This window comes from Leifsonia stereocauli, from assembly GCF_038432415.1.
GTDB lineage: Bacteria > Actinomycetota > Actinomycetes > Actinomycetales > Microbacteriaceae > Orlajensenia > Orlajensenia stereocauli.
Window position 1 is genome coordinate 105995 of record NZ_JBCAUN010000001.1, and the last position, 13807, is coordinate 119801.

The window sequence follows — 13807 nt, forward strand, 5'->3', positions numbered from 1 at the left end:
GAGAACTGAGATTGAGGAGCATCATGAGCAGATACGACATCTCCACCGTGAAGGTGGGGACCCTGCTGGATGATCCGGATGCGGTTGCGGTCCTCGAGCGCATCGCGCCGGGAGTGTCATCCAACCCGATGATCGGTCTGGCCCGGGGGATGAGCCTTGACGCAGCGCTGGGCGCCGCAGGAGGAAGGGTCGACGCCGCCACCAAGCAGCGGTTGCGAGACGAGCTCAGCGCTCTCTGAGGATCACGGGCCCGACGCGGCAAGCACGTCGCATCCCATCCGTACCAGTCATGCACTGGCGCGGGTGTGCAGCCGCGCGCCATCCGGGTTGAACAGGCAGAGCACTTCGAGAACCGCCAGGCCCGGATTACCGAATCCGTGCGGCACATGGGTGTCGAACTCGGCTGCTTCACCCGGCTCGAGGATCAGTTCGTCGTCGGCGAGGAGCAGTTTCAATCGCCCGGAGATCACATAGAGCCAGTCCCAGCCAGGGTGCACCCACTGTCGGATCGCCTTGTCCGGCGCCGGCGGATGCACCTGCTTGAACGCCTCCCACGAACCCGTCCCTCCCGACAATGGCACGGTCACGACGCCGTTGCTCACCCGTGGTCGCGGATGGATGCGTGCGTCACCCATCGCCGGCGCCCCGACGAGGTCGTCGAGCGTCAGCCGGTACAGCTGCGCGAGGGGCATGAGCAGGTCGAGTTGGGCTCTGCGCGTGCCTGCCTCCAGCCGGGACAGGGTGCTGATCGATATGCCGCTCACCTCTTCGACGTCGCGAAGTGTCAGCCCGCGCGATTCCCGGATCGCGCGCAGGCGGTCGCCTACTCGGGCAGGATCAGGACCCACCACGTCTCCTCCAAGGTTGTCGTTTCAGCAAAAGGACGGCGCGCACGTGGATTCTCCCATCACGATGGGGACATGAGCCAGAGAGTCGAAGATGCCGACGTCATCATCGTCGGAGGCGGGCCAGCTGGTCTCAGTGCGGCCCTCTCTCTGGGTCGCGCGCGTCGGCGCGTGATCGTGGTCGACGCCGGTACCCCGCGGAACATGGGGGCCGCCCACATGCACGGGGTCCTGGGGCACGACGGGCTCGCCCCGCTTCAATTCCTCGAACTCGGACGAGCCGAGGTGTCGCGGTACGGGGTGCAGCTCTGTCACGACGAGATATCAGCAGCCCGCGCTAACGCGACCGGCGTCGACGTCGATACCCGGAATGGAACCATCAGCGGAAGGCGGCTCCTGATCGCGACGGGATTGACTGACGAACTGCCCGACATTCCCGGGATGCGCGATCAGTGGGGTCGGGGCGTTGTCGTGTGCCCCTATTGCGACGGCTGGGAGCACAAGGACGACGTCATCGGCGTCATCGCGACCTCGCCGCACAGCGTCGAACAGGCCCAGCTGCTGCGGCAGTGGTCGGAGCGAATCGTCTACTTCCCCCACGCGGCCGGAGATCCCAGCGCAGAAGCCTCGGATGCGCTCGCACGGCGGGGGATAAGGATGGCACGGGGTGCGGTCACCGGGCTCCGAATCGACGACGACGAAGTCACCGGGGTGGAGGTCGACGGGCGCGTCATCGCTGTGGGGGTGGTCTTCACCGGGCCGACTCCCCGGCCACGCGACGCCCTCTTGCGCTCCCTGGGAGCGGCGACGACAGACGGTCCACTCGGGTCGTGGGTCGACATCGACGAGGACGGGCGCACGACCGTCCCCGGTGTGTGGGCGGTCGGAAACGTTGTGAACGTGCGGGCGAATGTTCCGGTCTCGCTGGGGCTCGGAGCCCTGGTGGGAGGCGCATTGAACTCGGACCTGGTCCACGACGACATCAGGAATGCTCGCAGTAGTTCTCACTGACTGGCAGGAGGAGTGAGCCATGCCCCTGAACGCCTACTCGACGCCCGTCACGATCGACCGACCGGTATCCGCCGCCGATACTGGTCCCTTGAAGGCGCGTTCTGTATCGGATTGACTAGGTGGCGCACGACGGACCACGTGCACAAGGCGTGCTCGAGCTCTGGTGCTGATGAGCAGGGAGGTTCTCCGAAAATGGACATGCTGACGGGCGAGAAGATCGCTGAGGCCAGGTTGACTGAATGGCGAAAGTTGGCTCAGGGGCTGCATGCCCGCTACCTGGTTGACGACTTCGGCACCGGCGCACGATTCGTCGCCGCGGTGGGGGAGGCCGGCGACGAGTTCGGACACCATCCGAGCGCGGCGATCGGCGATGGGTACGTCGACCTGAAGCTGGTCAGCGCCGACGCCGTCTACCGCGACGACGACGGCACCGAATACGTCGTCGAGTGGGTGACCCAGCAGGACGTCGACCTCGCGCGACGGATCACCGAGATCGCCGCCGAACACAAGCTCGACCCCGACCCGACTTCGGTCAGCGTCATCGAACTCGGCCTCGACACGGGGCGCTCCGCGACGATCGCTCCGGTGTGGGCGGCGCTGCTCACCGGGAACGCCGAGGCCCAGGGCCACGGGTCTCCCAGCGACGAGATCCGGGACGCCACGGGGCGCGTGCCGAACCTCTGGTTCGGTGACGCCGATGAGACCGAGACGTCGGGCCAGCGATTCCACCTCGAGGTCTATGTTGCGGTCGAGGTGGCCCAGCAGCGCATCGCCGCTGCCGTCGCGGCCGGCGGGACCGTGGTCGATGACAGCGACGCGCCCTCGCTCACAGTCATCGCCGACCAGGACGGCAACACGGGCGTCATCTGCGTAGCCAGCGGTCAGTCCTGAGGTGGGCGACGCATCCGTTTGACGTCGGTGCGTCGCTTCTTCGCTGTCAGGCGTCTCTCCTTGGAGCCACGACTCGGTTTCGTCGGTCGTCGCGTTGGTGACGGCGGCCGAAGAGCGTCAGCCACGACGGCGGCCAGCCGAGCGCGCGCTGCATTCCTGTTGCGCAATTGCTCACGGTGTTCGGATGCGCTGATCGTCAGAACGCCATCGACGACGCGATTGCCCAGCCGCTCGAGGAGTCGTTCTCGTTGGAGCGGAGACAGGGTGGCCGAGCCTGCAACATCCCAGACGAGTTCCGCTCGGGAGTCGGCGGTGTTCACGCCTTGCCCGCCCGGACCGGACGACCGGGAGAACCGCCAAGTCAGCTCTGACTCGGGGATCGTGAGACCCGAGTCGACCTGAAGGCCGGGACGGTGGGCAGCGGGCATGCGTCCATCATCCTCCCGCGACCCACGGTGTCGCCGACTCGTGAGTGAAGGCAACAGGGTTCAGGAGGGCCGTACCCACGCCGGATGCGTGATCGGTCTGCACTACTACCGCAGGGATGCCCTGACGATCGCATCCAGGACCGAGCGGGCGTCGATGTCGTCGTGACCCGCGATGTCGTGCAGGAAGAGTCCCTCGAAGCAGACCGCGAGTAATTGGGTGGCGAGATCGGGATCGGGCGCTCCGAGGGCGACGAACTGAGAACGCAACGTGGTGAGGAGCCGGCTTCGACCTTCGGCCAGTAATGCCCGCAGCTCATCGTCATGACTTGCCTCGACGAACAGCGCGAGGCGCGCGGCCGTCATCTCCCGGTTCGATCCCGTCAGAAATCCATACAGGTCGACGAGGCCGTCAATGAATTCCTGGGCGGATGCCGGGCTCGTTCTGCTTGCGACGACGGGAAGCTCGACCGTCACCATGTACCCGGTGACACCTTGGAAGAGTGCGGACCGGGTTCGGAAGTAGTTCGACGTTGATCCGTCGGGCAACCCCGCGCGAACGTCGACCCGGCGGTGGGTGAGCGCTCGGACACCCCCGGTCGCCAACAGTGAGATCGCGGCTTTCAGAGCGCGTTCACGATTCGTCATGATCACCTGAGCACTATATCCGTAGTGTTTTCACTACGTTAGTAGTATCGTCGGTGTCATGTCGTACGTCGTCCTCGTACTCATGGCCATCCAGGCGGCCGCCGGAGTTCTGCTCCTTGCCGGGTGGATGCGCGGCACACGGCCGGGAGGCCGCGTGGTGCTGACCCACGTGTCGGCCGGCCTCCTCACCGTGGCGTTCTGGATTCTGTTCCTGCTTCAGGGTTCCGTCTGGTCCGCTTGGACGGCATTCGCGGCCATGACCGTGGGAAATGCCGTCGGCGACTCGATGCTGGTCGAGCGGTGGCAGCGCATGAACAATTCGTCGAGGGGCTTCTGGCGCAGCTACGGCGCGGCGATCGCGGCGGTGTTCGCGGGGGAGATGCCGAGGAGCGTCGCGTTCCACGCTCTCTTCGCCGGAGTGGTCTACTTCTGCACGCTCGGAGTCTGCATCGGAGCATCCGTCGCCTGAATCGGCATCACTGTTCGCGAGCTGCCCTGGCGCGAGCCTTGATCGCGAGGATGACGTCGGTCTTGGCGTCGGCGTAGTCGTTCATGTCGTCCCACCGCTCGCTGAGCAGGCTTCTCTTGGTGCTCTCGTAGAGGGCCCGGTCGTTCGCGTCTGAACGCAGGTGATCGCGGAGGAGGAGATACTCGTCGATGGCCGGATCGTGTCGTTCGTACAGGTGCACGTGCACGTCGCGTGCCGGGGTGCGCACGAGACGATGCCGCGGTTCGCGTACCCGCAGTTCGTAACCGGCGGCCAGGAGCCCATCGAGGTAGTCCTCCTCGGCGGTGATGTCGTCGACCGCGACGACGATGTCGATGATGGGCTTCGCGGCCAGCCCGGGAACCGCCGTGGAACCGATGTGCTCGATCTCGACGTCTGAACCCGCGAGGGCATCCGTGATCCGCCGACGGTGATCGAGATAGATGTCAGGCCACTGGTCGTCGTAGCTGTGCAGCTCGATCGCGAGCGCCTCGGCGCCGCCCACCAGTTCGAGTGTCGTGACGTCGGGTCGGCGGGGTATTCGGCTGTAACTCACAGGAACATCTTCGCAGTGCGGCCGAGGTCCACGAAGACAAGCGAAGGGCGGTGAGGGTGCCACCCTCACCGCCCTTCACATGCCGGAGCGCTACCCGCGGCCCTGCTTCGCATACGGGTTGATGATGTCGGCGAGGGTGTCGGGGTGCACGCCCTCCTCGGTCGCGCTCGGGCCGTCTGCGGGCGGGAACGACTCAGTCATCGACATCGGCATCGATCCGTTGCGGTAGAAGTTGTTCGACCCCTGCGAGGGCTTCCAGTCGTAGGGCTCCCAGTCGGGCACGTAGTTGCGGTAGCCGCCGGTGTTCACCTCGACGCGCATGCCGCTCGGGTCGCGGAAGTACAGGAAGCTCTGCTCCCCGATGCCGTGGATCGACGGTCCGTACTCCATGTCGGTGCCGTTCTCCATGAGAACGTCGGCTGCCTGCAGAAGTTCCTCGCGAGTGTCGACCCAGTACGCGTAGTGGTTCACGCGACCCGCGCGGCTGGATCCGTCATAGACGATGCCGAGATCGTGCGACTTCTCGTTGGTCGTGATGACGCCGAAGACCGTGAGCGGCGCCTCGTCGAGTTCGGTGAACGCCATGGCCCTGAAGCCGAGCACGTCTCCGTACCACTGCGCGAATCCCTTGACGTCGCTCGACGCGACGGTCACGTGGTCGAGCTGGCGGGGTGCCACCGCGTGGCGGCTGCGGCGCTCGGGGCGGTCGGGATAGGCCGACGCGAACTCGCCTTCGCCCTTGTACTTCTCGACGTCCCAGTAGAGCTCCATGGTGTGTCCGTACGGGCCCGTGAACGTGTACGAGCGGCCGTGGCCGAAGCTCTTCTCGGTCCAGGATCCGGCATGTCCCGCCGCCTCGATACGCCGCACTGCCTCGTCGAGCGCGTCATCGCTCGAGGTGCGCCAGGCCATGACGGCCAGGGTCGTCTCCGGGCCTTCCGAGATCACGAGGCTGTGGGTGTAGTAGTCGCCCCAGGCGCGAAGGTAGTGCTTTCCATCCTCCGTGTGGATCGTACGCAGCCCGACCTGCTCTTCATAGAAGGCGACGGATGCCGCGACGTCGGGTGTCGTGATCTCCACATGGGAGAGGTGGGAGAGGAGTTTGATCATCGTTGATCCTTCGATTCAGGGACGTCGCCAGACGGTCGACTGTCTGCCCCTCAACTTTCGCGACCGGCAAGCCATCAGGGAAGCTGAATCCACTGATGCAAGTCATCAGCCTGACTGATGGTTGCTGCAACGGGTAAGAGCACTCGACCATCAACGGGAGTGATGTAGCGCATCAGTAATATGCGCTTCACTGATGGATCCATCGCCGATTGGATGGCCTCACGGCGCAACGTTGCGCCGCCGTGATCGGAGATCCACGTGACATCGTCGTCGACAGGCCTGACCGCCCCCTTCGCCCTCGCCCGCTTCAGTGCCGACGGCCTCAACGGCCCCGGCCTCCCCGTCGAACCGGGCGGCCTGCCCACGCTCGGGCTGGTCGTCGGATCGCGCATCCGTCCGCTGACCGAGAGTGAACTCGGTGCGCCGGACCTCAACTCCTTCCTGGCGGAAGGCCCGGAGGCCTGGTCCCGCCTCGCGTTGCTGGCTGACGAGGAGCAGGTCGACGGGGCCGGCTGGCTCGATCTCGCCGACGTCACCCTGGCAGCTCCGGTCCAACCGCGGCAGGTGCTGCAGACCGGAGCCAACTACCGCACCCACGTCATCGATCTCGTGGTGGCGGGCCGACAGAAGACCGACCCCCGTCCGGTCGAGGAACTGCGTGAGTGGGCGGCGGAGATGATGGACACCCGAGCTCGCGAGGGCGTCCCGTACTTCTTCATCGGACTCCCGGCGTGCGTGGTCGGTGACGACGTCGAGCTCGTGCTTCCCGCCTACAGCGACCAGCACGACTGGGAACTGGAACTGACCGTCGTGATCGGGAAGCCCGCCTTCAAAGTCGACCGCGAGCACGCGATGGCGCATGTCGCCGGATTCACCATCGCGAACGACATCACGACGCGCGACCTGGTCTTCCGTCAGGACATGAAGGAGATCGGCACCGACTGGTATCGCGCCAAGAACGCCCCCGGATTCCTCCCTGTCGGGCCGTTCCTGGTCCCGGCGTCGGCGGTCGCCGATCCCGGAGCGCTGCGGCTCCGCCTCGACCTGAACGGGGACACCATGCAGGATGCGACGACGAGCGACCTGCTCTTCGACATCCCCGCGTTGATCGCCGGTGCCTCCCAGACCATGCCGCTCCTGCCGGGTGATCTGCTGCTCACGGGCAGTCCAGCGGGAAACGGAGCCAAGTGGGGCAGGCTCCTCCGCGATGGCGACGTGATGGTCGCCACCATCGAGGGCCTCGGCACCCAGACCGTGCGCTGCGTCTCGGAGGAGAACCGATGAGCGCGCCGACGGAAGACCCGAGGCAGCTGGATCGCGCCGACGCGACTGCCGCAGTCATCGCGTCAGCGGAGGCGTTCCGCAACTGGGGTCGCTGGGGGCAGGACGACGTGCTCGGCACCGTCAACTTCATCGACGATGCCAAACGGGCAGAAGCCGCCGCACTGGTGAGGCGGGGCGTGAGTTTCTCGCTGTCCCAGCCGTTCGACATGAACGGTCCCCAACTCGGCTGGCGTCGGCGCACGAACCCCGTGCACACGATGCTCGACACGGGAACCGACGCAGAAGCCGGCAAACAGGGCTTCCCGCACGGCATCGGCGGCGCGGACGACGTGGTCGCGATGCCGCTCCAGTGCTCGACGCAGTGGGACGGGCTCGGCCACATCTTCGACCGGGGCTTCGCCTGGAACGGCCGCCGCGCCGGAGACGTCGTGACGAGCGACGGCGACCTCGTGACCGGAATCGAACACATGGCCGCCTCGCTCGTGGGGCGAGGGGTCCTTCTCGACCTCGGGCGGTTCCTCCGCCCGGGCAACGCCGTCGGCGACGGCGAACTGCCCGACGGCTACGCGATCACGACGCAGGAGATCGAGGCGTGCATCGCCGCGCAGGGCGAGACGAGCAGGCTCGGCCGCGGTGACATCGTGCTCGTGCGCACAGGCCGATACACGCGGGCACGTCGAGAGGGATGGAACGGCTACGCCGGTGGGCCATCTGCAGGGCTGTCCTTCACGACGGCCGGCTGGCTGCACCGCACGGAGATCGCCGCCATCGCCACCGACACCTGGGGGTTCGAGGTGCGTCCGAACGAGTTCGACGACGCCTTCCAACCACTGCACCAGGTCGTCATCCCGAACATGGGGCTCACCATCGGCGAGATGTGGGACCTCGACGCTCTCGCGCACGACAGCGCCGCATCCGGGACCTACGAGTTCCTGCTCGCCGCGCCCCCGATCCCCATCACCGGAGCGGTCGGTTCTCCAGTGAACCCGATCGCCCTCCGCTAGATCCAGCTCAGCCCAGCCCAGACCAGAAAGCACAGAACATCATGAGCGCAGTTTCACGCGTGGCCATCGTCGGGGGCGGCGCGGCCGGCACGGCGGCGGCCATCCTCCTCGCACAGGGAGGCGTCGCCGTCGACGTCTTCGAGGCGAAGCCCGACATCTCGGCCCTCGGCTCGGGCATCACCCTGCAGGGAAACGCCCTGCGGGTCTTCGACCAGCTCGGCATCTGGGATCAGGTGAAGGAGGCCGGCTTCGGGTTCGACGTGCTCGGCCTCCGCACCCCCGGACCCGAAGCCCGGATCCTGGCTGAGATCCCCGATCAGCGCACCGGAGGGCCGGAGTTCCCGGCGACGGTCGGCATGTATCGCCCCGACCTGGCACGCATCCTCGTCGACCGGGCGACCGATGTCGGGGCATCCGTTCATTTCGGCACGACCGTCGCGGCGATAGCCGGCGACGACGACGGAGTCGACGTGACCCTCTCGGATGGCTCCACCGGCCGATACGACCTCGTGATCGGCGCCGACGGACTGCACTCCCGCGTGCGTGAGCTCATCGGAATCGACGTCGGGCCGCAGCGAACCGGCATGGGAATCTGGCGCGCTTTCGTGAATCGGCCCGCATCCGTCACCCACACAGAGCTCTACTACGGCGGCCCCTGCTTCATCGCAGGGTACTGCCCGACCGGTGAGGACACGATGTACGCCTACCTCGTGGAGAAGGCGGAGGATCGCTCGGGCGTCACCGACGAGCAGGCCGTGGAGATCATGCGGGACCTGTCGATGGCCTACCACGGCCCGTGGGACGACTTCCGCGCCGACCTCTCCACAGCGTCGCGGGTCAACTACACCTGGTTCACCCAGCACGTCGTTCCCGACGCGTGGAACCGCGGTCGTGTCGTCATCATCGGTGAGGCAGCCCACAGCGGACCGCCGACCCTGGCGCAGGGCGCAGCTCAGGCCGTGGAGGATGCGGCAGTCCTCTCCGAGCTGCTGCTCGCGGCAGACGTCGTCGACCAGGACCTCTGGGACGCCTTCCACGCGCGACGTCTCCCGCGAGCGCGCGAGGTGGTCGAGGCGTCCGTGCAACTCGGCACCTGGCTGATCGAGGAGAGACGGGATGCCGATATCCCGGGCCTGATGGGTCGCATCGGTGCACTCGTGAGCGAGCCGGCATGACCGAGTCGAGCCGGACGAGCGCTGTGGATGCACCAGTCGTCGATGTGCACGCCCACGTGCTCCTCCCGCAGCTGCAGGGCGCCATGCAGGTGCGCGATCCGGCCGGATTCGCGGCAGCGGGCGAGCTCGAGGCTCGGCGCAACGGTGCCGAGAGCCTGGCAGCGTCGGGAGCGATGATCCGCGAGCGGTTCGCGCGCCTCACCCAGCTGCCGCTTCGACTGGAGGACATGGACACGCAGGGCGTCGACGTGCAGCTCGTCTCGCCGTCCCCGTCGCACTACTACCCCTGGGCTTCGCCGACGGATGCCGCCTGGGTCGCACGCGAAGCGAACAGGCTCACCGCCGAACTCGTGGCGAGCGCCCCCGATCGCCTCCTCGGGCTCGGACTCGTCCCGCTGCAGCATCCGGAACTCGTCGTCGCCGCACTCGAGGGGGCGATCGGGCACGGCCTCGCGGGCGTCGAGATCTCATCGAGCGCCGGCGACGTCGAGCTCTCCGACGAACGACTCGAGCCGTTCTGGCAGCGCGCCGCAGAACTCGACGCTGTGGTGTTCCTGCATCCGTTCGGCTGCACCCTCGACGAACGCCTCGACAGGTTCTACCTGGCGAACACCGTCGGGCAGCCGGCCGAGAACGCCGTCGCCCTCTCGCACCTGATCTTCTCGGGCGTGCTCGACCGCCACCCGGGGCTGCGCATCGTCGCCTCCCACGGCGGCGGCTACCTGCCCGGGTACATCGGTCGCTCCGACCACGCCTGGACAGTGCGCCCCGAGGCGCACGGATGCCGTGAGAAGCCGTCGAGCTATCTGCGCCGGCTCTGGTTCGACTCGCTCGTTCACGACCCGGCCGTCCTTCGGGCCCTCGTCGACGCTGTGGGCCACGATCGCGTGCTCCTCGGCAGCGACCACCCGTTCGACATGGGGGTCGACGACCCGGTGGAGCGTGTGCAGGCAGCTGATCTGAGCGACGATGCCGAGCAGGCGGTCCTGTCGGGCAACGCGGCCCAGCTCCTCCCGGCGCTCGCCGGAATGGCGCGGACGGCCGGACGCCGGAGAGCGGCTGGGATCTCGCGATGAGGATCGCACGATGGGTACAGCAGGGTGTCGTCTCTGACGGATTCGTGATCGATGACCGCGTCGTCGCGTTCCCCGACCGTGTGACCGTGGCCGATGTGCTCGCGGGTGGGTTGGCCGCTGCGCTCGAGCTCGGGGCATCCGCTTGCGCCGTCGAGGGCATCCCCCTCGCCGATGTCTCGCTCCTGGCTCCGCTGGTGCCGGCGAGCATCCGGGACTTCGTGGCCTTCGAGGAGCACGTGGAAGGTGTCACCGCAGCGATCGACGGCGTCAGCGAGGTCGTACCGGAATGGCACGAGTACCCGACCTTCTACTTCACCAACCCGCACACTGTGCTCGCCACGGAGGACGTGGTCAGCCCGCCCGTCACCGAGCGCCTCGACTTCGAGCTCGAGGTCGGTGCGGTGATCGGCGGTGTTCCGGGCCGTGACGGCGCCAACCTCACAGCTGCGGATGCCGCGGAACACATCTTCGGCTACCTCGTCTTCAACGACTGGTCGGCCCGCGACGTGCAGGGCCGGGAGATGAAGGTGCGTCTCGGCCCGTGCAAGGGCAAGGACTTCGGGACCACCCTCGGTCCCTGGATCGTGACGGCCGATGAATTCGCCTCCCTGCACGATGACGAGGGCTTCCTGCCACTCACCATGGACGTCTCCGTCAACGGCGGCCGAGTCGGGATCGACCTGCTCTCGAACATGGGCTGGCCGTTCGCCGAACTCGTCGCATACGCCTCCCGCAACAGCCGCGTCGTGCCCGGAGACGTCCTCGGCTCCGGGACCGCCGGAAACGGCGGATGCCTCGCCGAGCTGTGGGGCAGACGCGGCGAGCTCTCGCCTCCTCCTCTCGCGACGGGCGACGAGGTCGTCATGCGTGTCGAGGGCATCGGCGAGATCCGGAACGTCGTGGGGCCGGCCGTAGCCGTTCCCGCGATCCCACCAGCCAGAATCCGGCCCCGCCTGCGCGAGCGACCGTGACATCAGACCCCGATCGGCACCCCGTCCGGTCGGCCCCTGCACCATCCATCACGATTCCAGGAGATTCAATGACGAACTCATCCATCGGGCGCCCCGCCGCCAGGCACGCGGGCGTCTGGCAGGCGGTGCTCCTCCTCGCCGGCAGCTGCATGCCCGTGCTCGGCGCGGTGCTGCTCACGCCCATCCTCCCTCAGCTCTCCGAGGTCTTCGGAGCCGAGCCCGGGGCAGCGATCCTCGTTCCGATGATCGTTGCCATACCGGCCCTCATGATCGCCATCTTCGCGCCGTTCGCCGGCCAGATCGTCGATCGCCTCGGGCGGAAGAAACTACTCATCGTCGCGATGATCGCGTACGCATTCGTCGGCACGGCCCCGGCCTACCTCGAGTCGCTCCAGCTCATCCTCGCCACGCGAGTCGGCGTCGGCATCACTGAAGCCGCGATCATGACGGCCTGCACCACCTTGATCGTCGACTACTTCCACGAGGAGAAGCGACGCAACAAGTACCTCGGACTGCAGACCGTCGTCACGACGCTCGCCGCGACAGTGTTCATCATCCTGGGTGGCGCGCTCGGCGTCGGCGGGTGGCACGCGCCGTTCTGGATCTACGCCCTGAGCCTCGTGATCGCGATCCCGATGATCTTCGGCCTCTGGGAGCCGAGCCGAGAGGACATGACGGACAGCCATGCCGCAGCGGCGAAGGTGCCCGTGCCGTGGCGTCGGCTTCGTCTGCCGCTCGTGGTCGCGCTGTTCGGCGGGTTCTCCTTCTACGTGATGCTGATCGAGACGAGCTACCTCCTGGTGGCGAACGGCGTCGATGCGGCGAACACCGCGATCATCGGAGCGGTGGCTGCCGGAGCGTCCCTGGTGACCGCGGCCGGTGCGTTGACCTTCCCGAAGCTCGCCGCGCGCGGGCCGAAGCTCCTGCTTCCACTTGCGTTCGGTCTGCAGGCTCTGGGAATGCTGGTCATCTGGATCGTCGGCGGTGTGCCCGGGGTCGTGATCGGCGCTGTGATCGCCGGATTCGGCTCGGGCCTGCTGCTGCCGTCAATGCTGACGTGGGCACTGTCCACGATCCGGTTCGAGGAACGAGGACGCTCGACGGGCTGGTGGCAGTCCGCGTTCTTCCTCGGTCAGTTCCTCACGCCGATCCTGATCGGTGTGATCGTCGCGGCGGTCGGCGGACTGCCGATGGCCGTCGGCGTTGTGGGAATCGCGTGCGCCGTTGTGGCTGTGGCTCTCGGGCTCGGTCTGCGGCGCGCAACCGGTGCGCCTGCCGAACCGCAGCTCGCCTCAGCCCGACCGTAGGCACGACGGGACCAGGACCGGGACCGGGCGACCCGGTCCCGGTCAGCCCGGTGTCGAGGCGAAGTCGACCATCCCACCGGCCTCGGCGAACAGGGCGCGCATCCACTCGTGCTCCGGGTCACTTCGATGGATCGGATGCCACCACAGGGCGTTCGTGATCCGGGTGGCCTCGAACGGTGTGGCGAGCACGCGGATTCGCGGATTCTGCAGAGCGAACTCGGTGAGGTGCGCCTGGATGAGCCCGAGCCGGCGGGTGCCTGCGATGAAGGACGGCAGCGTCAGGAACCCCTCGACGACGCACTCGACGGTCGGCTCGATACCCAACTGCTGAAGTTGACGTGATGCCGAGGTGAAAGCCGACCGCGATTGGTATGTGAATACCCACGGCGACGTCGCGACATCCGACATCGAGAGCGTCTCGCCGATCAGGTCGTTGTCGGCCGACGCGATGACCACCCAGCCATCGGACGACACATCCACGTACGGCAGGTCGGTGAGGAAGCCGTGGGGGAGCAGCAGCCCGTCTGACGAGCGGAGCGTCCCCACGGCGTCCTCGACGATCTTGGGGGTGTGCTGCATGAAGCGGAACCGCACGTGCGGAGCACGCTCTGCGGCGAGGTCGGCGACGACACGGCCGACGGTCGCGAAGCCGTAGTCCGAGCCGTAGACGGTGAACTCACGTGTCGATTCGCTCGGGTCCCACGCTGCCTGGCTGGCGAACACCCGCTGCGCCGCGTCGAGAGCGATGCCAGTCTGCTCAGCCAGTCGCGACGCCAAGGGAGTGAGCTGATACGAGTTGCCCTGTCGCGCGAGAATCTGGTCATTGAAATGCACGCGGAGTCGAGCCAGTGAGGCGCTGAGGGCCGGCTGGCTCAGGTTGAGGCGTTCCGCCGCTCGCGTGACGCTGCGCTCCGTGAGGAGTGCGTCGAGAGAGACGAGCAGGTTCAGGTCGAGTCTGGCGAGGCTGTTCGAGGTCGGCACGTCGTCGTGTCCTTCGCGGATCGGGATCGACGCGGC

The 13807-nt window shown here is 67.2% G+C and carries 16 protein-coding genes; 10 read left to right on the forward strand and 6 right to left on the reverse strand.

Annotated elements, in window-relative coordinates; all coding sequences use genetic code 11:
- Positions 1–23: 23 nt before the first annotated feature.
- Positions 24–239, forward strand: coding sequence for a hypothetical protein (locus tag AADV74_RS00575; RefSeq protein ID WP_342110773.1), 216 nt, complete (start codon positions 24–26; stop codon positions 237–239).
- A 48-nt stretch (positions 240–287) separates the two neighbouring features.
- On the opposite strand, the gene AADV74_RS00580 is transcribed toward AADV74_RS00575, so the two are convergent.
- Positions 288–848 (reverse strand): helix-turn-helix domain-containing protein, encoded by a 561-nt coding sequence (locus AADV74_RS00580; RefSeq protein ID WP_342110775.1) that lies wholly within the window; start codon positions 846–848, stop codon positions 288–290.
- A gap of 72 nt (positions 849–920) precedes the next feature.
- Between AADV74_RS00580 and AADV74_RS00585 the strand changes: the two genes are divergently transcribed.
- Positions 921–1856, forward strand: a complete 936-nt coding sequence (locus tag AADV74_RS00585) for an NAD(P)/FAD-dependent oxidoreductase (protein ID WP_342110777.1) — start codon at positions 921–923, stop codon at positions 1854–1856.
- 192 nt (positions 1857–2048) lie between these two features.
- Complete coding sequence (locus tag AADV74_RS00590; RefSeq protein ID WP_342110779.1) at positions 2049–2747, forward strand: 4a-hydroxytetrahydrobiopterin dehydratase; 699 nt, start codon at positions 2049–2051, stop codon at positions 2745–2747.
- Here AADV74_RS00590 and arfB read toward each other — a convergent pair.
- Together arfB and AADV74_RS00600 are read right to left on the reverse strand one after the other, a co-directional pair.
- Positions 2738–3175: an alternative ribosome rescue aminoacyl-tRNA hydrolase ArfB gene (gene arfB, locus AADV74_RS00595; protein WP_342110780.1), complete on the reverse strand. Its 438-nt coding sequence runs from the start codon at positions 3173–3175 to the stop codon at positions 2738–2740. The two genes, AADV74_RS00590 and arfB, sit on opposite strands and share 10 nt — an antisense overlap.
- A gap of 105 nt (positions 3176–3280) precedes the next feature.
- Positions 3281–3652, reverse strand: a complete 372-nt coding sequence (locus tag AADV74_RS00600) for a TetR family transcriptional regulator C-terminal domain-containing protein (RefSeq protein WP_342110781.1) — start codon at positions 3650–3652, stop codon at positions 3281–3283.
- 226 nt (positions 3653–3878) lie between these two features.
- Between AADV74_RS00600 and AADV74_RS00605 the strand changes: the two genes are divergently transcribed.
- Positions 3879–4289: a hypothetical protein gene (locus AADV74_RS00605; protein ID WP_342110782.1), complete on the forward strand. Its 411-nt coding sequence runs from the start codon at positions 3879–3881 to the stop codon at positions 4287–4289.
- 7 nt (positions 4290–4296) lie between these two features.
- On the opposite strand, the gene AADV74_RS00610 is transcribed toward AADV74_RS00605, so the two are convergent.
- Together AADV74_RS00610 and AADV74_RS00615 are read right to left on the reverse strand one after the other, a co-directional pair.
- A complete protein-coding gene (locus tag AADV74_RS00610; RefSeq protein WP_342110783.1) occupies positions 4297–4863 on the reverse strand; it encodes a GrpB family protein in 567 nt (188 codons plus the stop codon).
- A gap of 90 nt (positions 4864–4953) precedes the next feature.
- The gene (locus AADV74_RS00615; RefSeq protein ID WP_342110785.1) at positions 4954–5973 is read right to left on the reverse strand and encodes a VOC family protein; all 1020 of its coding nucleotides are present in this window, start codon (positions 5971–5973) and stop codon (positions 4954–4956) included.
- Between the two features lie 258 nt (positions 5974–6231).
- Here AADV74_RS00615 and AADV74_RS00620 point away from each other — a divergent pair, with 258 nt between their 5' ends.
- The 6 genes from AADV74_RS00620 to AADV74_RS00645 all read left to right on the forward strand — a co-directional run bounded on the left by AADV74_RS00620 (position 6232) and on the right by AADV74_RS00645 (position 12790).
- Positions 6232–7257 carry a fumarylacetoacetate hydrolase family protein gene (locus AADV74_RS00620; protein WP_342110787.1) on the forward strand — a complete coding sequence of 342 codons (1026 nt, stop codon included), beginning with the start codon at positions 6232–6234 and terminating at the stop codon, positions 7255–7257.
- Positions 7254–8261 carry a cyclase family protein gene (locus tag AADV74_RS00625; protein WP_342110789.1) on the forward strand — a complete coding sequence of 336 codons (1008 nt, stop codon included), beginning with the start codon at positions 7254–7256 and terminating at the stop codon, positions 8259–8261. The genes AADV74_RS00620 and AADV74_RS00625 overlap by 4 nt, the downstream gene beginning before the upstream one ends.
- A gap of 41 nt (positions 8262–8302) precedes the next feature.
- The gene (locus AADV74_RS00630; protein ID WP_342110791.1) at positions 8303–9436 is read left to right on the forward strand and encodes an FAD-dependent monooxygenase; all 1134 of its coding nucleotides are present in this window, start codon (positions 8303–8305) and stop codon (positions 9434–9436) included.
- Positions 9433–10512: an amidohydrolase family protein gene (locus AADV74_RS00635; protein ID WP_342110793.1), complete on the forward strand. Its 1080-nt coding sequence runs from the start codon at positions 9433–9435 to the stop codon at positions 10510–10512. The genes AADV74_RS00630 and AADV74_RS00635 overlap by 4 nt, the downstream gene beginning before the upstream one ends.
- Positions 10509–11483, forward strand: a complete 975-nt coding sequence (locus AADV74_RS00640; RefSeq protein WP_342110795.1) for a fumarylacetoacetate hydrolase family protein — start codon at positions 10509–10511, stop codon at positions 11481–11483. The genes AADV74_RS00635 and AADV74_RS00640 overlap by 4 nt, the downstream gene beginning before the upstream one ends.
- A gap of 68 nt (positions 11484–11551) precedes the next feature.
- Positions 11552–12790 (forward strand): MFS transporter, encoded by a 1239-nt coding sequence (locus AADV74_RS00645; protein WP_342110797.1) that lies wholly within the window; start codon positions 11552–11554, stop codon positions 12788–12790.
- 42 nt (positions 12791–12832) lie between these two features.
- Here AADV74_RS00645 and AADV74_RS00650 read toward each other — a convergent pair whose 3' ends face one another.
- The gene (locus AADV74_RS00650) at positions 12833–13771 is read right to left on the reverse strand and encodes a LysR family transcriptional regulator (protein ID WP_342110799.1); all 939 of its coding nucleotides are present in this window, start codon (positions 13769–13771) and stop codon (positions 12833–12835) included.
- Positions 13772–13807 lie beyond the last annotated feature (36 nt).